This is a genomic window from Phycisphaeraceae bacterium, assembly GCA_040222855.1.
Classification (GTDB): Bacteria; Planctomycetota; Phycisphaerae; order Phycisphaerales; family Phycisphaeraceae; genus Mucisphaera.
Window position 1 is genome coordinate 1 of sequence record JAVKCD010000019.1, and the last position, 22,058, is coordinate 22,058.

Below are 22,058 nucleotides of genomic sequence, written 5' to 3' on the forward strand. Positions count from 1 at the left end.
CGCGGCGGCTTGTTCGGTGAGCTGCTCGTGGTCGAGGTTGAAGGCTTCGCGGACTTCTTCGGTCACCGCGGTGACGTTCATCGTGCAGAGCAGCGGGAGGAAGTCGCCAGCGGATGAGCAGAAGGGCGCGATGAGTCCATCGGGGTCGATCACCGGCTGGTCGGCGCAGGCGAAGACGGTGCCGGAGGTGCCCAGACTCAGCACCACCGGACCGGGTGTCGTCGCGCCGGAGCCAATAGCGGACATCATGTTGTCTCCGCCCCCAGCGGCGACGAGCGTGCCCTCGGCGAGTCCGCACCATGCCGAACCATTGACGGAGACAGCACCGGCGGGTGTGGGAGCTTCGATGAGTTCCGGGAGTTTGGCGGCGAGGTCCGGGCTGATGAGATCGACCTCGCGTCGGTTGAAGGATCGGTTGGCGGGGTCGAAGAAGCCGGACCCGGAGGCGTCGCCGACCTCCATGGTGAGGCGGCCGGTCAAGAGGTAGTTGATGTAGTCGTGGGGGAGCATCACATGGGTGGCTCGTGCCCAGTGATCGGGTTCGTGCTTGATGACCCAGAGAATCTTGGAAGCGGTGAAGCCGGTGGGCACGGGACGGCCAAAGCGCTTGGAGAGATCTTCGGCCTCGGGCGCGGTGGCGGTGTCGCACCAGAGTTTGGCGGCGCGCACAGGACGCCCCTGCTGATCGAGCAGAACCAGCCCGTGCTGCTGGCCGGAGACGCCTACGCCTTTGATGTCATGGAGGTTGACGCCTTCTTGACTGATTTGATTCAAAGCAGCGGCGACAGCATCGGCCCAGGTCTGGGGACGCTGCTCGGCGGCACCTTCGGGTAGTCCATCGATCAAGTCGTAGGGTACCGAGGCGCGGGCGATGACCTTGTGTGTCCCGGCGTCAAGAACGATGACTTTGGTGGACTGGGTGCCGACGTCGAGGCCCAGCCAGAGGGACTGGCTCATGGTGTGCTCCCGGTGGTCAGGTTCAGATGGACTCGTTGAGGAGGTTTTCGAGGAGTTCCTGGCGGCCAACGGGTGCGGAGGTGATGTTGGTTCTGAGGGCGTGAGCTTCGAGATCGGCGAGGGTGGCTTTGCCGGACTCGATGGTCTTGCCCAGGGGTGAATCCCAGTTGGCGTAGCGTTCACTGACGAGCTGATCGATGCGGCCGTCAGCGATGATCCTGGCGGCAATCTTGAGTCCACGGGCGAAGGCGTCCATCCCGCCTATGTGCGCGTACACAAGGTCGATCGGTTCCGTGGATTGCCGGCGGAGTTTGGCGTCGAAGTTCAGCCCGCCGGTGGTGAGCCCGCCGGCGCGGAGGACGGTGAGCATGGCGAGCGTCGTGTCGTAGAGGTTGGTGGGGAACTGGTCGGTGTCCCAGCCGATGAGGGTGTCGCCTCGGTTGGCGTCGATGGAACCTAGCAGATTATTGGCGGCGGCGTAGGCGAGTTCGTGGTGGAACGAGTGCCCCGCCAGCGTGGCGTGGTTGGCTTCGATGTTGAGTTTAAAGTGTTTTTCGAGGCCGTACTTGAGCAGGAAGGCGTGGCACGACTGGGCGTCGTAGTCGTACTGATGCGTGGTGGGTTCCTTGGGTTTAGGCTCGATGTAGAACTGCCCCTCGAAGCCGATCTCCTTTTTGTAATCGACAGCCATATGCAGAAGTCGGGCCATGTTGTCGAGCTCGCGGGTGAGATCGGTGTTGAGCAGCGTGTCGTAGCCCTCACGCCCGCCCCAGAAGACGTAGCCGTGCCCGCCGAGGCGGTGCGTGGCCTCGAGGGCTTTCTTGATCTGAGCCCCGGCGTGCGCAAAAACATCAGCAGACGGGCTGGTCCCCGCTCCAGCCATAAAACGCGGGTGGATGAACAGGCACGCGGTGCCCCAGAGCAGCTCGATCCCGGTCGACTTCTGGAGCTGACCAGCGTGATCAACGAGTTCGTCGAGGTCCTTGTTGGCCTGCGCCAGCGTGTCGCGCTCGGGAGCGATGTCCCGGTCGTGAAAGCACCAAAAAGGAATCGTCAGCTTCGAGGTGAACTCGAACATGGCGTCCATGGTCTGGTGGGCAGCGGTCATCGGATCAGCCGCGTCGAGCCAGGGCATCGTGCGGCAGCCCACGCCAAACGGATCAGCACCCGAGCCCTTCATGCAGTGCCAGTAGGAAGCCGCGAACCGCAGGTGCTCCTTCATCGACTTGCCAGCGATCAGAGCCTCAGCGTCATAATGCTTAAACGCCAGAGGATGACGCGAATCGGCACCCTCGAACGCAACTTCGAACACGTTGGGGAAGTACTCGCGCATGGTGTCGGCCTGGGGGGGGGGGGTAAGGGTGAACGGAAGGACCATTCGTAACACAGCGATTCGTGGATGATACTAGCAGGGCTCAGGTGACTCACAACCGACTGAGCGGCGATGCTTGGAGACGGCACCGAGTGTAACGAGCGATGCTTAATTGACGGTGATTGTGAATCGTTAGATGTTGGCTCAGCGACGCTGGCGGTACAGCGATGGGTCAACAGCTCGGGCCATAGCATCGACATCCAGGCCGCCAAGGAACTCACTGATCTCGCTCATGACCGGCTGAGGCTCAAGGATGACACGCCTATAGTCGGTTTGATAGAGGTCCATCTCCGGGCGAGATTGAATCAGCCCGACAGTTTCCTCTATCTGCTTGCGGAAGATGGCTTTGAGACGTTCTGAATCAAGACGGCCGCCGGTTTTGCCGAGCCGCTGGAGCATCGCAGCCTGCGAGGCGAGGACCTCGTCGAGGTCACGGTGCAGCATGATGATCTTGTAGTGATGCTCCGTGGGGAGGTGGCGCACCAGGCTGTGGATCACCTTGATCACATGGCCGGGGGCTTGTTCAAGCCAGGAACGATCGCCCGGCGTAGCGAGCTTCTTCACGGGCTCGAGCTCGTAGTACCCCCTGGGATTGTCCGGGTCCGCAGAGCGTAATCCATCGCTGAGGCTGGGGATCCCGCCTGCATCAAGGGCCTGCATCATCAGTGAGGTCCCGGATCGCGGGATGCCGGAGACCACAACAATGGGTTTGCTCATCGATCGTCACTCGCGGTGAGTTTGCTACTGGGTCGTACAAGGTTGTACCCGCTAAAAGACCTATTCGCTGTCATCATCGTCGGCTGACGACCAGCCAAGCCAGCAGCGACAGCGCCGTGATCGGCTCGGGGGCGTTGGAGCTGGAACCGAAGTTCGACGCCAGCACGCTGAGGTCGATCAGATCGACAGAACCATCGCCTGAGAAATCACCCAGTGACCACGCGCTGTCGGTGGTGTCGAAGTTTGCTGCGAGAACGCTGAGATCCACGAGATCGACCACGCTGTTGCCATTGGCGTCGCCGGTGATGATGTTCTCCATCGGCGTGATCGCGACCCGGTCGATCTCCAGCGTGCGTGTCACGAAATCGGGATCCCCGGCCCAGCCGTTGGGAAACCAAAGGCCGACACTGAACTCGCCGGGGATGGTCGGGATGTGTGTTCTGCTGGTGTACTGGTGGACGCCATCGACATAAAACTCGACCCGCGGATGTGCCACCTCAGGTCCTGCGAACCAGTCGAATCGATAGGTATGAAAGAGACCGGCATCCTGAGGAGCGGGTGTGCCGCTGCCATCGACGATCCCGACGTGCTCGATCGTGCTCAGACTCGGGATCTCACCAAGCCAGGTGTTCATCAGTCCGTAATCCGACTCGAAGCCCGTGGGCGAAGTGGTCTGTCTTCGGATGAGTTCGATATCGATCTCGTGGTTGATGACGTTACCGCCATTGAAGTCGTAGTAGAAGGTCCACATGGTGGTCACCACGCCGTCTTCGTAGACCGGTTTCATGCGCACCTCGAAGCGACCCGGCCCCTGCGACTCACGAGTACGAATAGCCCCGCCTGTCCGTCGTCCGTGATCCGCGCGGAAGCCGTTGGCATTCCATCCGCGCTTGGGTCCGGTGTAGAGATTACCATTGCCTTCGATCGAGACGACCCCGTTGGCGATCGAGACATTCTCAGGGATCACCCCACCGTTGGTTCCAGCACCCCCCCACTGCTGCAGCGGGATCTGCCAGACCGACGGGTTGATGATCGACCCGTTGAATCCATCGATGATCGTCTCGGCCGCGTGCAGAGGTCCGGCGGCTGTCAGTACCGACAGCGTAGCGATGGTCGAGCATAGAAACTTCGTCAAGGATAGCTCCCTCATCAGACGGGCTCACTTCGTGTCAGAACCGTGCTGCTCATCAGCTCCTGCTCCTGTGCCTCGGCCTTACTGCGATCATGGTGTCCTATCCATAAAGTCTAGCCAGCCACTGGCGAGCGGTCTTATGCTTCGGCGACATGCCGAGACAAAAACTTCAGGGCATCGATCGCCGCGTCGTCCATCCCAGATTCCGCGAGCCTGTGCTGCTCCTCGAATCCTGTACCAACACTTCATGCAGCGACACACAGCCCAAGACGGTGCCATTCGACGCGAGATTAAGGACAATCTCAGTCCCGGAAGATCGCCATAAACCCGACCAGGATGCAGCAATTAGTGATTCAGAACAAAGCGGGTGATGGGACTCGAACCCACGACATTCAGCTTGGGAACGCCCCAGGCTGCAGATCAGAAACGCGTAAGCGACGCTATAGCCGAGGTTTCCAGATTGCAAGCGATGCGGGCCTTGCGGCGGATCCCACCGATTTGCTGCCGTCGCGCGGTGTAGAGGGGTTCTACACCGCGCTCCAACACCGCGCGGCGCGTGTCAATCTGGGTTGTCCGCCGGCTGCTTTGATCACCCCGCTGCAAAATAATTTGTGATCTGGGCGGGGGGGGTAGTCTGATGCGAGACTCGTCACACCACAGGGCGCCGAACGCGCCCGAGAGAGAGAGAAACACCCATGATCCGCACCGCCAGTGTCGTGTGCGCCGCCGCGCTCCTCGCGCCCGCCGCGCTCGCCCAGACGCCCAGCAACCCCGTCGTCATCGACTTCAACGTTCCGGACACGCCGGTGGGCACCAACATCACCGGCTACCAAGAAGACGGGTTCGTGTTCTCGGTGACCGGGTCAATACCACGCCAGATTAAAATCCGTTCGGGTGCCCTGACCAACGATGGCAACAGCGACAACGCCGTGGTACGCATGGAGGCCATCGACGGCTCGATCTTCTCGCTCGCGTCATTTGACGGTGGGACGAACCTTACCTCGTCGCCGGAAGATACCGGTGATATCGGCTGGTTTGCTCAGGTTGCCACCGACAAAGGCGTGCTCTGGAATTGGCCATCCGTTCTAGGAAGCCCTGTACAAACAATCAACGCCGACTCGTCGGCGTGGGAGGGCGTGCAGTGGCTGAAGTTCCGCGGGTTTCGTTGGAGTAACGTCGACAACATCGTCATCGTCCCCGCCCCCGGCGCCGCCTCCCTCCTCGCCGTCGGCGCCCTCGCGCTGACCCGACGCCGCCGCTGAGCGCACCCACGACCGTGCAGACATGACCAAGGGCCGTCCCACGCGGGGCGGCCCTTGGCCATTTCAAGAGCGGGTGATCGGGATCGAACCGACGACATTCAGCTTGGGAAGCTGACGTTCTACCACTGAACTACACCCGCAGGGTGATCGGTAGTTTACCAAGCCTCGATGCGCAGCCGCAACAGGGATCAGGGGGTCAGGAGCTGGCCTGTGCTCAGGGATTCGGCGGCGAGGCGGTAGACGGTGCGGAGGTCGGGAGTGTGCTCGGTTGCCTTGAGGATGCGGGTGGAGAGCGATCCGGAGTGGAGGAGTTTGCTCGCGGCCTCTCGCAAGGCGGTGTCTTGTGACGGTGTTTGTTCGTGCAGCGCCAGCCAGAGTTCCTGGGCCTTGAGTTTCTTGTCGTTGACGCCAAGGACGCGGAGGAGGCTGGGGTCGGCGATGACTGCGGCTTCAGCCTGGTGGATGGTCGCCTCGAGCGTGTGGTGAAGCGTCTCGGTCGACAGATCTCGCAGGGCTTGTTGATCGGCCCATCGATCTTCGGTGAGGGCTCTGATGACCTCGGCAAGTTGAGCGAGGATGGCAAGGTCCGCCAGCGGGCACTCCTGGAGGTCCACGAGTCGGACCTCGATGGCCCCGCGATCGAAGCGAGCCATGGCCCCGCGGGCGTTCGCGAACTCGTGACGGAGGATGCCTTCGGGGTCGTGCGGGCGGAGATCATCGTACAGGCGTTGAAGAATCTGCTGCTCGTAGTCGCTTCGGGTAAAGACGGGTTCGGGGATGACCAGACCTGTCATCATCGGGATGCGCCTGGCGTTCTTGGCGTAGAAATCGAGTCGACTGTCGAGATGAGAACCTCGTTTTCCTTCGACCAGTGGTGAGCTAGCGGCGATCGCAGGGATGAGCGGGAGCACCGCACGAACTGCAGCATGCAATCGACCGAACTCTTCGTCATTGCGGAACGGAAGATTGAGGTGAGCACTTTGAAGGTTGCTCCAGCCGTGGCCGCGGCAGTCGAAGATCCGGTCATAGGTTCGGTAGACCTCGGTGTACTCGTGGGGCCAGAGTGTTGCTTCTGTGGGGTCCATCCACGGGTGCATGCCCGTAGGCAGCAGCATGGCGTTCATGGGAGACAGCAGGTCATTGATGCGGTTGACGTGACTCTGAAAGGCATCGACGAGACCGGTCAGGCTGAGAGCAGGTCGCTGGGTCTTGATCTCAACCACATGCAAGACCAACTCGTTGGACCAGGACACGATCCCGTCGGGTCCATCGGGCTCGATGTCGCTGGCGACTTGCCCGCCTGCTGCCTTGAAGAGTTGATCCGCGATGGGACGGATATCGAGCGTGTCACGATCGACGATCATGTACTCGAGCTCGACGCCGAAGGCTTCGAACAGCCCGATCGGATAACGCCATGATGCCGGATCACTCATCAGGACCCTAACCGCTTAAAGAAGGAGAGCATGATCCGGAGGTAGAGTTCATCACCGAGAAAAAGGTCTTCTACACCCGCATCAATGTTTGGGTTGTCGTTGACCTCGATCACGACGGGCTTGCCGTAAACGACCTTGAGGTCTACGCCGTAGAGCCCATCGCCCATGAGATTGGCGGCACGGACCGCGAGACGGATGACGTCCTGTGGCGCTTTTTTGACGGGCATGGTTTCAGCATCGCCCTCCTCGAGACCTGCGTCACCGCGTTTGTAGATCTGCCAGTGGTCGGGGGCCATGCCGTAGCGGCAGGCAAAAAGTGGTTCACCATCGAGGACGCCGATGCGCCAGTCGAAATCAGTGGGCATGTATTCCTGTGCGATAACCAGCTCGGAACTCTGGAATAGCTCGGAGACCTGTTGATCGAGGTCAACGTCTTCGTCGATCCTCGTCACCCCGGCCGAGAACGAGCTGTCGGGCTGCTTGATGACACAGGGAAACCCGATCGACCGGATGCCTTCAAGGGCGTTCTCAACGGTCAGGATCATGGTCTTGGGTGAGGCGAGTCGATGTCGCGACATTGACTCAGCGAGGAAGACCTTGTTGGTGCAGCGAACGATGGAACCGGGGTCGTCGATCACGACGAGGCCCTCGGCGGCGGCTCGACGGGCAAAGCGATACGTGTAGTGATCGACAGCGGTCGTATCGCGAATAAAGAGGGCGTCGTACTCGGCGATGCGGCCGTAACTGTCCTTTTCGATCAGCGTGCAGCCGATGCCCAGGGATTCACCGGCTTCCACGAACTTCTGGATCGCCTCGGGGTTCGACGGCGGCATCGGGTCGTTGGGGTTGTGGAGGATGGCGAGGTCATACTTGGTTGGCGGGGAGGCTTTGCTTCTTCTCGGCGTGCGCTTGAGATAGCGGGATGCCTGCTCGATGACGAACGGGTAATGCGATTCGGGTACATCCGCCAGGCCGATGACACGAACACTCGAAAGTTGCCAGCAGCCATCGTGCTCGAACTTTGCACGAAGCAAGGGGGCGGGGAAGGCATTGAACAACGCGAGCGCCAGTCGATCGTGCGCCGAGGCGGTGTTGTGGCCGAAGTAGACGGAGAGTTCGAAGGTGCTCGACTTGATCCGCTTGAGGCTGGACTGGATCAGGTCGTCCAAATCCTGTGCGGCAAGCCGGACAACCGGGGCGAGTTTGAGGTCCTGGATCGCCGCAATCGATGGGAGCGGCCGATGCCCGCGAGCCTCGGCCAGGAGCGAGACGTAGTAGCCCTCGGCCTGGTATTTGAACGACCTGCAGAGGTTAAACACCTTCCGCCCGGCTCCTTGGGCCAACTCGGCGTCAGACAGGTATCGGTAGGCCGAGACGACTTCCATCCCGGGGATCGTGAGGGGCCAACGCTCGGGCGCGTCCACCACCAGCAACGGCTTCATCGGTTGATCGCTTTCTTATCACCCCGCCCCGCTGGCTCAAGGACGAGCAGATTGGCGTCGTAGGTCAGGATGCCGAGCATGATCGCTGGCACGAGCCGAGACATGGAGACGGTGTATCGCTGCGAGGAAAAGCCGGGATTGTCGGCGAGGGGATCGGCGATGGTCACACGGCGTCCGCGTCCCTCGTATCCATGTAGGACCACGAAATGGCCCATCGGGTCGCCGCGGATGTCATCGTAATCATCGTTGGGTCCGAACTCTCGCGCGCATCGGTAGAGGTAGGTCGCGCTGAGCCCAGTGAGAACGGGTATCCCGTCGCGGATGAATCCCGAAATCAGGCGGCTGGTGAGGTCCTTAAAACAGATCTCACCCCCCTCTTCAATAAACTTGAGGTAGAACTCGGTGGCCAGGCGGAACTTCGGGTTGCCATCGCCCTTGGCCTTGAGTTGCAGCCTCAACCGCTCGGCCAGCACGGTCTCGTCTGCTTGCCCGTGCTCATCAAACCAGGTCGGGTCGAAGACCTGGAGATTGAAGGTGTAGAGGGTTGCCTGATAGCCATGCTTGAGGGCATCGACGCCCAGCATGACCGCGAGGGTGCCGCGGCCTTCATCAGAAATCCCCAGCGTGGCCGCTGAGGCGATCACCTCTTCAAGGGACATCTGCGAGCCCCAGTAACGGTAGACCGCATGCAAACAGGTTGGTCCGCAGGTCTCGTCATCGGGTTGGGGCAGAATGTCAACCGGTAGCACACTGGGTACGCTTGCCGAGTGATCGCCACGAGCACCGCTGGCGTCGCCAACTGGTTTCGAGTTGAGATCAGCCATCATTTCCTCTGACCCAGAGCCAGCAAGGGCTCCAAGAGTGGCGGATTGTACCCGGTTGGCAGCGGCATACACTTAGCCAGCCAGCCCGTGACGTTTACAACCAAAACTTTCCAACCCAAGACAGGACCCGTCATGCCCCGACTGATTGACCAACCCTCTCGTGTGACTGCGGTCGGCTCCCAGCCGAAGATCATTGACGAGTATGTCGGCCGAGTGAACACCGGAAGTGACGCCCTGAGTGTGGCCCAGATGAAGAGCCCCGAGGGGTGGTCCGAGCCGGGTCAGACGCCGGAGTTCGCGGAGTACACGCTGGTGCTTCGGGGGATGCTGCGGGTCGAAACGCGGACCGGGGAGTACCGGGTGGCCGCTGGTCAGGCCATCATCACCGAGCCTGGAGAATGGGTCCGCTACAGCACGCCCGAGCCGGGCGGCGCCGACTACATCGCGGTGTGCCTTCCGGCGTTCTCACCGGAGACGGTACATCGGGATGATGAGCACTAACGATCCGTATCGTCAGTTGGGGATCGCTGTGCCAAGCGGGTTCCAGATCAAATCAGGCTTATTCAGCCCGCCAGCCTGACCCGAGACTGAATCAGTACCTGATGTATCCGTCGCATATTGAACGCTGACGCTCTCGCCGTGGCCGTCTGAAAAGGTCATGTTGCAGCTGTCGCCGTGGCGACGGGCGATGCGCTGCCAGTCGCCACGGGTACGATCAATACTGTTGCTGATCACGTTGCCGTTGAGGTCGATGGTCTGTCCGCTGCTGTTGGTGGGGTATTCGTTGTTGGTCGACCGAAGCTCGATCATGGCGACGGTGGCAGAGGGATTGGGCATCTGATTCAGGCTCATCGTGATGATCGGTTCGTTGCCCGAAGCGTTCACAGCACCAGGCCAGGAGGCGGTGCTGCTCTGATCGAGCTTCGAGTTCGGGACGTAGTTGAAGTAGAAGTAAGCGGGAGGGCTTGAAAAGCCTATCTGATACGGCGCTTCGATCTCGGGCGACTGCGGCAACTCTGCGCTGGGGCAGACGAAGATCGACCCGTCGCCGGGCAGAGGAACATCCCTGGCGTTCCCGCTGGCCTGGGCCCGTGCGATGGTGTCGCGGTAGCGTTCCCCGCCATTGAGATTGGCGACCACATCGTTGAACCAGTAAAAGTCCGCCTGCCAGGCAGGGATCGTCCGGCCGCGAACATTCCAGAACTCGTACCCCGGGTTGTCCGGGCCGTCCTCGGGCATCAGCCCCTTGTAATCTTCGGTGAAGATCGCGTTGCCGATGCCCCACTGCCTGATGTTCGACAGGCAGGCCAAGTTCCGCGCGGCCCCACGTGCGGAACCGAGCGCGGGCAGCAGGATCCCGATCAGCAACGCGATGATCGAGATCACCACCAGCAACTCGATCAGCGTAAAACCACGTTGGTTTCTTTTGAGCATTCATCAACTCCGGCCACAAGGGCGAGAAGGATCACCGTTCCCGATCCGTTTCTTCCCCGTCCTTAGACAGTCCTCAACCCACCCGTCGGCGGAGCATCGCGGCCGCGCCAAGAGTCAGCATGGCGAGACTTGCTGGCTCAGGAACCGGCGAACTGCTGCCGAAGTTGCTGGCCAAGAGGCTCAGGTCCACCAGGTCGACCGTGTCGTCAGCGTTGAAATCGCCATCAACCCACTGGATGGTGGTCGCCGATGCACCGAAGTTCGATGCCAGCACGCTCAGGTCAATCAGATCGACGGTGCCATCGAGATTCGCGTCGCCATCGAGGATGCTGTTGATCCAGGCCCAGACCTCGGAGAAGTCCTGGACGCCGGTCAGTGCGTTCTCGATCCCGCCGGCGTTGAAGAGGTTGGGGTTACCGAAGGTTGAGAAGTCAACATCCTCGTAGTCCTCATTATCGCTGGTGCTGTCGGCCCCGACCAGGTTGGTCCCGACGGCGCCATGGTAGTTGAGGACCTCTTGATTTCCAAGGCCACCAGCGCCTGTCGAGCTGCCCCAGTCATCAGTTGCTCCGGCACCGTAGCCCGCTCCGTCTGGCCCGGTGGGCTGGCCGATCTCGCCGATGAACTCACCAACGAGGCCCGTGGTGAGGTCGAGTGCCCCACGACCTGTGAGCGCTTCGACCTGACCGGCCAACGCCGTGTTCGAGGCGTTGAAGATCGCCATGCGCCAGTTGTCGTTATCGACCTTCATGTCGGACAAGCCCTCGAAGTACTCGGTCGCCTGGCCGGCATCGGTCAGGTTCTCATCGAGGTGGAGGTGGATGTGCCAATCGCCGTCTTTGGGGCTGTAGCTGAGGTCGGTGCTGAGGTCGTAGCTGAAGCCGGTATTGAACTGGCCGACCCCGCCGGGGGCGGTGGGGTAGAGGTCACGGCGTTCGATCACCGTGTTCTGCTCGCTGATGGTGATGATCGTGCCCTGGCGGAGATTCGACCACACATCGTTTTGAGTGAACTTGATGAAGCCTCGCTCGTCTGGGTGCTCGCCAGCGAGGAGGTTGCCGGGGTTCAGGCCGGTCTGCACGGCGTTGCCGTTGGCATCGACCTCATCGTTTTCCCAGTAGAGCGTCCATCCACGCAGGTCGGCGTGATCGGTCGTCACGACCAGCTCGATCCAGTCTCCGCCATTGCCGAGGACTCGCGCCCAGCCGGTCGATCCCGCCCAGCCGTTGGGGAGGGTCGTGTCGATCTCAGGCGTCCTCGCATCAACATCCGGGAACGGGTTGCCGGGCGAGACCGGGGCGTTGACCGGGTTGGTGTTGCCCGAGTAGAGAATCGTGCCGAAGTCATAGCCCTCGTAGGGCTTGTTGAGGTCGAACTCAAGGTACCTGTCTGCGCCAACGGAGTTTGCCTCATTGAGCAGCAACTGAGCGTGAGCGGAGACACAGGTCATCATCGTCAACGCCAGGCCGGCGGCGGTTGTCATTCGGAGCATCGAGCGTTCCTTGAAAGGGTTGTGTCGTTATCCCCCTGTCGAGCGAGCGGCCACGCCGCCTGCGAAGCCGTGGCCTCTCGTTTCCGAGAGGCCACGGTTGAGTTTCCAATCAATGATCAGACGCGGCGACGGGTGGCGAGTGCGAGCCCGCCGAGACCCAGCAGCGCGAGCGAGGCAGGCTCGGGGATCACACCGGGTGAGCCAATCAGGGGGTACTCGCCGAAGTCTCCGCCAGCGACCGGAGCGACGAAGGCGCCGTCGACGCCAGCGATCGACTGCAGGATGCCGTCGAAGGTGTCGTCCCCCAGGTTGTAGGTCCAGGTGGCCCCCTTGACGGCCGCGTCGGCATCGTTGCCGGTGTAGGACACGGCATCGACCGTGCCAGCGCCGGCACCATTGCTGTCAAACAGGTAAAGGGTTTCACCGCCCTGGCTGAGGCCGCCGGGGTTGTCGCCGAGGAGGTAGCCGACCTGGACGCTCGCGGACAAGCCCCAGGAGGTGATGAAGGTGGTCACTTCGGCAGGGTCGTTCTCAAGGACAACGACAACGGCTTCGCCGGGAGCGATGGAGGTGATGCCGGTGACTTTTTCGTCGGTCGTCGGGTCAGCGGAGCTGTCATCGTAGAACAGGTCGCCGTCGGTTCCGAAGACGAACGGCATGTCGCCGAAGTTGCTGATCTCGATCCAGTCGCCGGTGACGTCGTCGCCGGGGAGGCCTTCGTAGACCTCGGTGATCTTGAGCAGCGGGGAGCCGTAGGCAACGGGTGTCATGGCCGCGGCAGCGGCGAGGGTCAGCATCATGCGAGTCTTCATCTTGGTTCTCCTCAGCGTTCTTCCATCTCACATTCAGTGGGTAAGCCACGTGGCATTACCCGGATCAGGCTTCTTTTGGGTGGCGGCGAACGGTCAGCGCGAGCAGCAGGGCCAGGACACCTGCTGTCGCGGGCTCGGGGATCGCGCCCGGCGAGGCGATCGCGGGCAGGTCGGAGTCGGTGCTGCTGGCGGTGAGGCTGTTGTAGGCGCCGAAGCGTCCTGGTACGGCGAGGTCGCCGAAGGTGTCGGCGGCGGGGTTGTAGATGTATGAGGCTCGGTTTGAGACCGGGAAAGACTGGGTATCGACGATGTTAGCGCCGGTGAGGCTGGCGTCGTAGAGGATGACGGTGTCGCCATCGCGGCTGAGGCCGGGTCCGCCTCCGCCATTGATGTCGAGGGTGTAGCCGAGCTTGAGGTCGGAGTTGGCGGTGCCCCAGAGGGTGTGGAAGGCGGCGATGGCCTCTTCGAGTGTTGGGTTGAGGTTGTCGAGGATCACGTCGTCCCAGCTCATGAGGAAGACGGCGGATTCACCGGGTGCGAGGGTGGGCACGCCTGTGAGTTGCCCGCCGGAGAGCCAGAGCCCGTCGGGCACGGTGGGCGGGACGGGGACATCGCGGATGTGCCACTGGTCGAGGTTGGTAATGGTCTGGGGACCGAGGTTGGTGATTTCGATCCAGTCGGAGCTGGCTTCTTCGCCGGGGAGCCCGCCTGGCCAGATTTCGGAGATGATGACGCGTGCTGGGGCGTGCGCACTGCCCAGAGTGAGCAGCAGAACACTGATCGCGAGGGTCAGCGACAGGTTCTCCCGTGCGGGGTTGCGTGTTTGTTTGGATCGCATTGGGTCCGTCTCCCTTGATGGGAGAACGTACCCTTGAACGACTTATAAACGGTGAGTGAAATGTGAAGGTCGCGTTATGATTGCGTTAGTGGCGTTACGGTTGTGTTAATTGATCATTGTTCGTGTGCGCACTCGGGGCATTTTCCGTGCAAAAACAGCTCGTGTGAGCGCAGCTCGAAGCCGCTGGGGAGCCGTGCGCTGACCTCAAAGCGCTGTGAATCGATGCAGAATGTGCGCTCGCAGGTGTCGCATTTGAAGTGTGCGTGTGCGTCGGGTCGTTTCCATTCGTAGCGGGTGGGTTCGCCTGGGAGATCGATAGGCGAGAGCATGCCAAGATCGTCGAAGTGGTGGATGGCTCGGTAGACGGTGGCCTGGCCGAGGTTGGGGAGTTCGGCACCTGCGGCGTCGAGGATCTCCTGGACGGCGAGGGGTCGTCCGGCGTCTTCGAGGACTTTGCGGATGGAGTCGCGCTGCTGGGTACGGCGTTTGGGTTGCTTGTCGGTAGCGTGCTGAGGCTTCTGATTCATCCTGTCATCATAGGCCAAAGGAGGGTGGTCTCCCTGTGATGAAAAGTCGGGCGGCCTGTTGAGGCCGCCCGGCCGCGAGTTTTCGGGATGCATCGGGTGTCTGGGACTTAGCGGCGGCGGATCAGGGTCAGGCCTGCGAGGCCAAGGATGGCTGCGGAGGCGGGCTCGGGGACGGCGAGGGTGATCCCGAAGGTGTCTGAGGGGAGCAGTCCGCCATTGAGGTCGATGATGCGGAACAGGCCGGTGGTTGGACCGGTCGCTGAGGGGTTGAGTGTTTCGAGGACGTAGAGGGGGTGGAGGTCGAACTCGGGGCTGCCGAGTTGGATGCTGTCGCCAGTTGTTTCCATGACGGTCTGGCCGACGACGAAGATGGCGAAGTCGGCGGGGAGGTCAACGGCTTCGAGGGCAAAGAGGGCGGAGGTGGGTGCGGCGATGAGTCCGAAATCTTCGAGTTCATCGGCTTCTTCGTCGCCAGGGGCTTCGAAGGCGAGGTCGTTGTCGGGATCGAAGGGGATGTTGCGGAAGCCGGAGAGTGGCGTGAGCGGGATTAGGTTTTCGAAGACGGGCACCTGGACGAGCACATTGCCGGAGGCATCGGTGGTTGCGCCCTCAAACCCTACGCCGATCTGGGTGGTGCCGGAGAGGACGCCGATCAGGACGTGAGGGGCGGCGTCGCCCTCATCAGCGTGGGCGGGGACTGTGATGGACAGGGCGGCCAGGAGGGCGAGTGTCGGGCGGGCATCGAGCTTCATGATCATTTCTCCGAGAATAAGGGCCGATCGGTACATGAGAACGATTTATCAGTTTCACTTGACTGAGAACATAAACTCATTATCATGAACCGTCAAGCCATGTTGATAAAAGATTCTCAAATACGGAGGCGTGGTTTCACGCTGATTGAGCTGCTGGTGGTGATCTCGATCATCGCGTTGCTGATCGGGATTCTGCTGCCAGCGTTGGGGGCGGCTCGGGACACGGCGCGATCGGCGGTGTGTCTGTCGAATCTGCGTCAGGTCGGGGTGGGGGTGTACGCGTATGTTCAGGATCACGATGGTCTGCTGCCTGGGGCGGGGCTGAATCATGCGGGGGGTGTGGGGCTGAATGAGCAGGGGTCGTGGTTTTTCACGTTGAGTGCTTATGCGGATGGTTCCCTGGTTGGGCGGTGTCCATCGGATGTGAGTGTGTATTGGGAAGAGGTGTCGCCGACGCTCGGTCGGTTGAGGCTGGTGAGTTATGCGCTGAACAATCTGATCACCGGGAATGTGCCGGGGTTTGAGGACTACCGGGATCTGGACCGGATTGCGCGGGCGACCGAGACGATCTATGCGGTGGAGTTGGCGGAGGAGGACCCGGGTTTTGCGGTTTCGGACCATGTGCATCCGGAGGCGTGGTTGACGATGCCGCCTGCGCAGCGAGCCTCGGTGGTGGGCCAGCAGATGGCGATCGATCGGCATGCGTCTTCGTCGAACTATCTGTATCTGGATGGTCATGCGGCGAGCCTGGATTGGGAGGAGACCATGAGTGGCCCGCCTTTTGTTCCTAGTGTGAATCACTACGACCCGCGCTAACCCCCCCCCCCCGCACCCCGCACCCCGCCCCGTCCGCCCTACCTATACACGCGTAGATTCGTGACCTGAGTTACTAGAGGCAAAGGAGACCGAGATATGAAGCCGTTGTTTTTTTGTGGTCTGGCGATGTGTCTTGGCTCGGTCGTCATGGCTCAGGATTTATCTCCGCATCTTGATATCGGTGTGCGGTCGGATGGTCAGCTTGCGGTGGGGTTTGATGGGGTGGTTCGGGGTGAAGCGATCGTGATTGATACGTTCTCGGAGTTTCTGCCGGAGGGCGGTTCGGGTCATATCAATCTGGTTTTCTCGGCTACTCAGGACATCGCTTTTCGGACAGCGACGACGGGTCTGGCGGAGGGCTATGGTTTTTTGAGTTTCAGCGCGTTTGGGCTGTCTCATCCTCAGGTTGCGTTGGAGGCGGTGTCGCTGGACGCGATGTTTGAGGCGTTCGCGTTTGGCCAGGCGTTGCTGGATGGTGTTGGGGATCGGCTGGTGCTGAATGCGCCTGGCAACGGTCTGGATTTTCATCCGACGTACATCCTGCGCACAGGGGATGAGGGGTTTGTGGGTCGTGTGGAGGGTTTTTTTTCGTTGGTGCCGTTGACGCAGACTGATCTGCTGAGCGGGTCAGCGGTGTTCCCGATAGTTTTTGTGGTGGGCGGTGATTACGACGACGACTATCGACTGACCGCGAGTGATGTTGATGCGCTGGCGGCGGGTGTGGGCGGGTCATATGACGTGGCGTTTGATCTGGATCGCGATGGTGCGTTGGGGCCGGAGGATGTGGATGTTTGGCTGGATGAGCTGGCGCAGATTGCGCGTGGGGATGCGAACTTTGATGGGCGGGTGGACCTGATTGATTTATCTGTGCTGGCTTCTGGGTTTGGTGGTCCTGGTGGTTGGGCGATGGGGGACTTCAGCGGGGATGGGGTGGTTGATCTGGTGGATCTCTCCTTGCTGGCCAGTGGTTTTGGCGAAACGGCAGAAAATGTGGCTGTTCCCGAGCCTGTTGGGTTGCTGGGCGGTATTCTGGGGGTGTTGATGGTTCGTCGAATGAGACCATGATGACTCGACTCATTTTGCAGAGGAGAAACGCTGATGTCTCGAACCCGATCCCAGTTCCTGTTGGTTGGTGCGTTGTCTGGTTTGACGTTGGTGTCGACGGCTTCGGCGATCAACATCACGCTTGATTACACCTACGACTCGGCCAACGCCAACTTCTTTGGTGCCGGGAATCCGGATGGTGCGGTGGCGGGCGCTGAGGCGAAGGCTTCGCTGGAGGCGGCGGCGGCTTATCTGTCGGCGGTGATGACGGACACGTTTGTGGCGATTGAGACTCCGCCTGTGTTTAACAGTGAGTTTTTCAGTGGTGAGGTGGTGTGGTCGTGGGAGGCGCGGTTTGCGAACCCGGCGACGGGGTCGCTGACGATCCTGGACGATTTGAGTATTGCGGAGGATGAGGTGCGGATTTTTGCGGGGGGGCGAGCAATTGGTGGGACAACGCTGGGTGTTGGGGGAGCGGGCGGGTTTGGGGTGAGCTCGACGCCTTCGGGTGGGTTTACACAGGGTGAGATTGATCAGCTCGATGTCATCACGGCGGATTTCTTTGATGCGGTCGAGACGCGCGGCGAGGCGACGGGGTTTGGCCGTTGGGGCGGGTCGATCAGCTTTGATAACGATGGTTCCTCGACATGGCATTACGACCACACGGCGGAACCGGTTCCGGGAACGTCTGATTTCTATTCGGTTGCGTTGCATGAGCTGGTGCATGCGCTGGGGTTTGGGAACAGTGATTGGGAGGGGCTGGTGTCGGGCGGGTTGTTTACGGGTTCGGCGTCGTCGGCGTTGTTTGGCGGGAACGTGCCGGTGTCGGGCGATCAGTCGCACTGGATCGAGGATACGGAGTCGGTGTTGTACGGCTCGATCTTCGAGCAGGAGACGGCGATGGACCCGGACCTGACGACGGGGACACGCAAGCTGATCACGGCGCTTGATGTGGCAGGGCTGGAGGATATTGGCTGGGAGCCGAGTGTGGCGGCGTTTGATTTTGACAGCGATACGACGCTGGATGCGGATGATCTCGATGTGCTGATCGCGGCGATTGTTGGGGGCGGAGCGGCTTTGAGTTTCGATGTGGATGGTTCGGGCGTTGTGGATGCGGACGACCTGAGGCATTGGGTTGAGCGTGTCTACGGGAGCGTCGTGGCGGACAGTAACCTCGACGGGAAGGTGGACCTGATCGACCTGTCGGCGCTGGCGTCGGGTTTCGGCACGAGTGGGGCGGGCTGGACCGGCGGGGACTTCAACGCGGACAACAATGTTGACCTGATTGATCTGTCGACGCTGGCGTCGGTGTTTGGGAGTGACCTGACGGTTCCGGAGCCTGCGGGCGCGGCGGTGCTGGTGGTTGGGCTAGCGGGGGTGGTCCGGCGCAGGTAAGCTCTTTGCAGCGCATGTAGTTCGCGCAAGGAGAACCACTGTGCTCAACACTATTATCGGTATCGTTATTCTGGTCGCCTGGGTCATCGCGTTAGTTGACATCATCAAAAGTGCGATGGATGGGACCAAGAAGCTGATCTGGATTCTGGTCGTTATCTTCCTGCCGATCCTGGGCACAATCCTGTGGTTTGTGCTTGGGAAGAAGTAGCGACTCGGCGGCTGATCAGGCTACGCGGACGCTGATGATCTGGTATGGCTTGACCTCGACCACGCAAGGGTTGGTGGTGGGTTCTGTGGTGGGTGTTCCGGCAAGGTCGGTGAGGTTCCAGGTTTTTCCGGCGAGGTTGAGTTCGATCCACCCACGTTGTCCGAGGGTTTCGTGGAGTCGGAGGGTGAGGCCCCCGCCGGGTTCGGGCTGGGCCCAGCTTGGGATGACGGAGGAGAGTCCTTCGATGCTCTGGAGAGGTTGCGGGGTTGGTGTTCCGCGGTACTCGATGGGTTCGGCGAAGAGGGTTTCGGCGAGTGAGGCGGGTTGATCGGGGAGGTCGGCGTCGGAGGTGTAGCGGCCGACGGCCAGTCGGATGTGGTGTGAGCCGAGGTCGGCGACATCGGCGGTCGGCCGACCGGACTTGTCGAGGGGCGTGTCGCCTGAGCGTGGCATGATGGGGCTGCGGAGAAGGCTGATGTGGGCGAGTCCTTCGCGGCAGCCGTAGCCGTAGGTGCGTTCGGCGAGGAGCATCATGCCGTCGGCTTCGGTTTCGTCGGCGACGGTCATCCATCGGCTGGCGGGGTTTTCGAAGGCGGTTTCGTGGGCGATGGGTCCGGCGTGTTGTCCGCGGAGGGCGCTGCCGAAGGGTGCGCCGTAGCGGGCCTGCTTGCCGGCGTAGGTGGTTGGGAAGACGAGTTTGAGCAGCTTCTCGCGGTCGCGCAAGTCGATGTCGAGGTCGAGGTGGAGGACGGGGTGGATCGGGTCGAGGCTGTAGGCGAGGGTCATGCTGCTCTGGTTGGCGAGTGAGCGTTTGACGAGGAGTCTGGGTCGGAGTTCATCGGATTCGTCGATGGTGATCTGGGCTTTGGAGGATACGGGTTCGCCGAGGGATAGGCTCCTGCGATCGATGTCCCAGGCGTCGTACATGGCGGGCTGGTCGGGGATGATCCATGGCTCGGCGGCGGGCGCGGAGAATGCGATGGGTTCGCCGTCGATGATGAGCGACTCGATCCTGCCACGTGTGTCGAATCGGGCTTCGACGCGTTCGCTGGTGAGGCTTCGTTTGGTGATGCGGACATCGGGGCTGATGATGGCGGGGAGCGATTTCACCTCGACGCCAGCGAGAGGCGGGAGGGTACGCATTGCGCCGTCGATGGCTCGGGTTAAGGGTTGTGGGAGTGGGTTGAAGATACAGGTTTTGGCTTTGTTTTTGGCTTTGAGGGCTTTGGCGGCCTGGTTACGGGTGGTGTCGCCGATGTCGGCGAGTTCGGGGAGGGCTTCGTCGTAGACTTCCTTGACGGAGCTGCCGGGGAGGTAATCGTGGAACTGGGCGAAGACGACTCGTTCCCAGAGGGTGGGATCGATTGGGCCGTTGCCGTTGACGGCGTGGACGGCTTCGAGCATCTGGAGTCCGCGTTCAGCGCGGCGGTAGAGTCGTTTGAGTTCGGCGTGGGTGGTCTGGACGCCGCGATGGAACTCGAGGTAGACCTCGCCGCGCCAGGCGGGGAGGTTTGGGGTGTGCTGGGCCATGCGGTCGAAGAAGCCTTCGATGGTGCCCCACTCGGTCTTGGGGAGTCCGCGGAGGTTGGTCATTCGTCGGGCGCGTTCGGCCATGGCTTCGGTGGGTCCGCCGCCGCCGTCGCCATAGCCGGTGGGTATGAGGAGTTCGGGGTGTTGGGGGGTCTGGCGGTGGTGTTCGGCGAGTTCGCGGACCTCTTGCGGGGTCCCGGCCATGTTGTAGTGATTCCAGATGACGTGGCTGAGGACTTCGCTGCCATCGTGTCCGATCCAGCGGAAGCTGGTGTAGGGGAATCGCTGGGCGGTGGACCAGTGGAGTTTGGTGGTGAAGAAGTAGGGGACGCCGAAGCCAGCGAGGATCTGCGGGATGCAGCCGGAGTAGCCGAAGACGTCGGGGAGCCAGAGGACCTTGCTGTCGTCGCCACGGAGTTGTCGGAAGCCTTGCTGTCCGAGGGCGACCGAGCGGGCGAGGGCTTCGCCACAGGCGAGTTGGGTGTCGGACTCGACGTACATCGCGCCGGTGGGTTCCCAGTGGCCGGATTGTATGGCGTTATCGACGCGGTCCATGAGTTTGGGGCAGCGGCGGCTGACGGCCTGGTAGCTGGCGGGCTGTGAGTAGCCGAAGTGCACTTCGGGGTAGCGTTCGAGAAGGCTGAGGGCGTTGGAGAAGGTGTGGATGGCTTTGAACTCGCCGACGCGTTCGGGCCAGAGCCAGACGAGGTCGATGTGGGCGTGTCCGGTGAGGATGCCTTTGAGCTTGTCGTCGTCTTGCTGGAGTCCGCGATAGGTCTTGGCGAGTTGGTTGCGGAGGGCGGGGACGCCTTGGCGGTCGAGGGCATCGACGGCGAGGCTGAGTTGCTCGAGGAGCCATCGGAAGGCGGGGTCGGCGGCGTGGAGTTCGGGGCGGTAGCCGACGGCGTTGTAGCGGTTGCCCCGCTGGGGGTAATCGGGGAGGTGTGAGAGGTCGAGGAGTTGGATGAGGACGTCGAGGTCGTGGAAAGCGGCCCATGCATGGTCGTCGCGGATGGCGAGGCTAGCGCCGTCGAAGCGGCTGCCTTGGGCGTCGATGCCGTTGATTTCGCCGGTGACCCAGACGCCGGTGCGGCAGCAGATGGATTCGATCATCCATTTTCTGACGCCAGCGCGGAGGGGTGCGTGTTTGTGTCCGGGGTCGATGCCGTAGACGGGTTGGCCGTCGGCGTAGAGGGTTGCTTCGCCCTGGTCTTTCCAGAGGAGGTAGGTGTTGTCGGGGTTTTTGATTCTGGGGAGTTTGATGCGCCACCAGCACTGGTCGTAGACCTTGCCCCAGTGGTGCGGGCGTTTGTTGACCGGTTTGTAGGTCAGTTTCTGCGCCTGGGCGAAGGTAGTGTGGTCGTGGGCTGGTTTGGACTGCTCGACGGTGATAGGCGTCGGGTCGATCTGCCAGATCATGGCTTCGACGCGCTCACGGGCGCGGGTGAGACGGGGCAGATCGAACTGTGGGAAATGGTTGGCTTCCAGCATGGCTGGAGCTTACCGCACGCGAGGCGGGTTGGGGGATAGGAGCGAGGGTGATTCAACTCACGCTTGATCAGTTGCGAGTTGATGTGTCAAAGATTTTTTGTGGAGGCTTAGACCCAGACGGACATGATCAAGGCGTCTTCGGTGGATTTTCCGACCATTTTGCCGACGGTGGTGGTGACGAACTTGACCTCGTACTCGGGGTTTTCGTCGAGCCACTGGTTGACCTGTTCATCGATGTGGTCGATGGCGTCGAGTCGGAGCTTGGTGACGAAGGTCTTGACGTGGCAGGCGCCCGTGCCGGTTTTGAAGGGGGCGCGTTTCCAGACGACCTGGTGCTTCTCTCGCTCGGCGAAGGAGGAGATCGTGGGTTTCTTCTCGGTGGGGTCCTCGGGGACGATGTCCATGACCATCTCTTGTTCCTCGGGTTCTTCTTCGAGGGCTTCGGGAGGGATAGGGATGGCTTTTTCGAGAAGTTCGTCTTCTTCAAAGTGCTTTTCGTCGGGCATGAGCGGCTCCAGAACAGCGAGAATAGGATCGGGTCAGGAACCCGGATGAGTCACAACTTGATGCCCCCCCAGAA

The 22,058-nt window shown here is 61.4% G+C and carries 21 protein-coding genes and 1 tRNA gene; 6 read left to right on the top strand and 16 right to left on the bottom strand.

Annotated features, from left to right (window positions below; translation table 11 throughout):
* The 4 genes from RIG82_05255 to RIG82_05270 all read right to left on the bottom strand — a co-directional run.
* A partial coding sequence (locus RIG82_05255) for an FGGY family carbohydrate kinase (protein MEQ9460339.1) occupies positions 1–957 on the bottom strand: 957 nt, incomplete at its 3' end.
* Between the two features lie 22 nt (positions 958–979).
* Positions 980–2,290 (bottom strand): xylose isomerase, encoded by a 1,311-nt coding sequence (gene xylA / locus RIG82_05260; protein MEQ9460340.1) that lies wholly within the window; start codon positions 2,288–2,290, stop codon positions 980–982.
* 183 nt (positions 2,291–2,473) lie between these two features.
* The gene (locus tag RIG82_05265; GenBank protein MEQ9460341.1) at positions 2,474–3,046 is read right to left on the bottom strand and encodes a hypothetical protein; all 573 of its coding nucleotides are present in this window, start codon (positions 3,044–3,046) and stop codon (positions 2,474–2,476) included.
* Positions 3,047–3,119: 73 nt separating this feature from the next.
* Entirely contained in the window at positions 3,120–4,181 is a 1,062-nt protein-coding gene (locus RIG82_05270; GenBank protein ID MEQ9460342.1) for a family 16 glycosylhydrolase, read from the bottom strand.
* Positions 4,182–4,873: 692 nt separating this feature from the next.
* Between RIG82_05270 and RIG82_05275 the strand changes: the two genes are divergently transcribed.
* Positions 4,874–5,440 (top strand): hypothetical protein, encoded by a 567-nt coding sequence (locus RIG82_05275; protein ID MEQ9460343.1) that lies wholly within the window; start codon positions 4,874–4,876, stop codon positions 5,438–5,440.
* A gap of 68 nt (positions 5,441–5,508) precedes the next feature.
* Here RIG82_05275 and RIG82_05280 read toward each other — a convergent pair.
* From RIG82_05280 to RIG82_05295, 4 genes are all read right to left on the bottom strand, one after another.
* Positions 5,509–5,580 (bottom strand) — tRNA-Gly (locus tag RIG82_05280).
* A gap of 48 nt (positions 5,581–5,628) precedes the next feature.
* Complete coding sequence (locus tag RIG82_05285) at positions 5,629–6,873, bottom strand: glutamate-cysteine ligase family protein (GenBank protein MEQ9460344.1); 1,245 nt, start codon at positions 6,871–6,873, stop codon at positions 5,629–5,631.
* Positions 6,873–8,315 (bottom strand): RimK family protein, encoded by a 1,443-nt coding sequence (locus RIG82_05290; protein ID MEQ9460345.1) that lies wholly within the window; start codon positions 8,313–8,315, stop codon positions 6,873–6,875. Before RIG82_05290 ends, RIG82_05285 begins: the two co-directional genes overlap by 1 nt.
* Positions 8,312–8,974, bottom strand: coding sequence for a hypothetical protein (locus tag RIG82_05295; protein MEQ9460346.1), 663 nt, complete (start codon positions 8,972–8,974; stop codon positions 8,312–8,314). Before RIG82_05295 ends, RIG82_05290 begins: the two co-directional genes overlap by 4 nt.
* A gap of 297 nt (positions 8,975–9,271) precedes the next feature.
* On the opposite strand from RIG82_05295, the gene RIG82_05300 reads away from it, so the two are divergent.
* Positions 9,272–9,640, top strand: a complete 369-nt coding sequence (locus RIG82_05300) for a hypothetical protein (GenBank protein MEQ9460347.1) — start codon at positions 9,272–9,274, stop codon at positions 9,638–9,640.
* Between the two features lie 12 nt (positions 9,641–9,652).
* Here RIG82_05300 and RIG82_05305 read toward each other — a convergent pair whose 3' ends face one another.
* The 6 genes from RIG82_05305 to RIG82_05330 form a co-directional block, all read right to left on the bottom strand.
* A complete protein-coding gene (locus RIG82_05305) occupies positions 9,653–10,573 on the bottom strand; it encodes a prepilin-type N-terminal cleavage/methylation domain-containing protein (protein MEQ9460348.1) in 921 nt (306 codons plus the stop codon).
* A gap of 73 nt (positions 10,574–10,646) precedes the next feature.
* Entirely contained in the window at positions 10,647–12,065 is a 1,419-nt protein-coding gene (locus tag RIG82_05310) for a PEP-CTERM sorting domain-containing protein (protein ID MEQ9460349.1), read from the bottom strand.
* A 116-nt stretch (positions 12,066–12,181) separates the two neighbouring features.
* Positions 12,182–12,877 (bottom strand): PEP-CTERM sorting domain-containing protein, encoded by a 696-nt coding sequence (locus tag RIG82_05315; protein ID MEQ9460350.1) that lies wholly within the window; start codon positions 12,875–12,877, stop codon positions 12,182–12,184.
* A 64-nt stretch (positions 12,878–12,941) separates the two neighbouring features.
* Positions 12,942–13,715 carry a lamin tail domain-containing protein gene (locus tag RIG82_05320; GenBank protein MEQ9460351.1) on the bottom strand — a complete coding sequence of 258 codons (774 nt, stop codon included), beginning with the start codon at positions 13,713–13,715 and terminating at the stop codon, positions 12,942–12,944.
* 113 nt (positions 13,716–13,828) lie between these two features.
* Positions 13,829–14,242 (bottom strand): Fur family transcriptional regulator, encoded by a 414-nt coding sequence (locus RIG82_05325; protein ID MEQ9460352.1) that lies wholly within the window; start codon positions 14,240–14,242, stop codon positions 13,829–13,831.
* A gap of 107 nt (positions 14,243–14,349) precedes the next feature.
* Positions 14,350–14,994, bottom strand: a complete 645-nt coding sequence (locus RIG82_05330; GenBank protein ID MEQ9460353.1) for a PEP-CTERM sorting domain-containing protein — start codon at positions 14,992–14,994, stop codon at positions 14,350–14,352.
* Positions 14,995–15,078: 84 nt separating this feature from the next.
* Between RIG82_05330 and RIG82_05335 the strand changes: the two genes are divergently transcribed.
* The 4 genes from RIG82_05335 to RIG82_05350 all read left to right on the top strand — a co-directional run bounded on the left by RIG82_05335 (position 15,079) and on the right by RIG82_05350 (position 18,457).
* Complete coding sequence (locus RIG82_05335; GenBank protein MEQ9460354.1) at positions 15,079–15,810, top strand: prepilin-type N-terminal cleavage/methylation domain-containing protein; 732 nt, start codon at positions 15,079–15,081, stop codon at positions 15,808–15,810.
* Between the two features lie 96 nt (positions 15,811–15,906).
* Positions 15,907–16,875 carry a hypothetical protein gene (locus RIG82_05340; GenBank protein MEQ9460355.1) on the top strand — a complete coding sequence of 323 codons (969 nt, stop codon included), beginning with the start codon at positions 15,907–15,909 and terminating at the stop codon, positions 16,873–16,875.
* Between the two features lie 33 nt (positions 16,876–16,908).
* Positions 16,909–18,249 carry a hypothetical protein gene (locus RIG82_05345; protein ID MEQ9460356.1) on the top strand — a complete coding sequence of 447 codons (1,341 nt, stop codon included), beginning with the start codon at positions 16,909–16,911 and terminating at the stop codon, positions 18,247–18,249.
* 40 nt (positions 18,250–18,289) lie between these two features.
* On the top strand, positions 18,290–18,457 hold the full coding sequence (locus RIG82_05350) for a PLD nuclease N-terminal domain-containing protein (protein MEQ9460357.1): 168 nt from the start codon (positions 18,290–18,292) through the stop codon (positions 18,455–18,457).
* A 15-nt stretch (positions 18,458–18,472) separates the two neighbouring features.
* On the opposite strand, the gene RIG82_05355 is transcribed toward RIG82_05350, so the two are convergent.
* Both RIG82_05355 and RIG82_05360 read right to left on the bottom strand, forming a co-directional pair.
* Complete coding sequence (locus RIG82_05355) at positions 18,473–21,478, bottom strand: glycoside hydrolase family 38 C-terminal domain-containing protein (protein MEQ9460358.1); 3,006 nt, start codon at positions 21,476–21,478, stop codon at positions 18,473–18,475.
* Between the two features lie 107 nt (positions 21,479–21,585).
* Positions 21,586–21,984, bottom strand: a complete 399-nt coding sequence (locus RIG82_05360; protein ID MEQ9460359.1) for a hypothetical protein — start codon at positions 21,982–21,984, stop codon at positions 21,586–21,588.
* Positions 21,985–22,058: the final 74 nt, after the last annotated feature.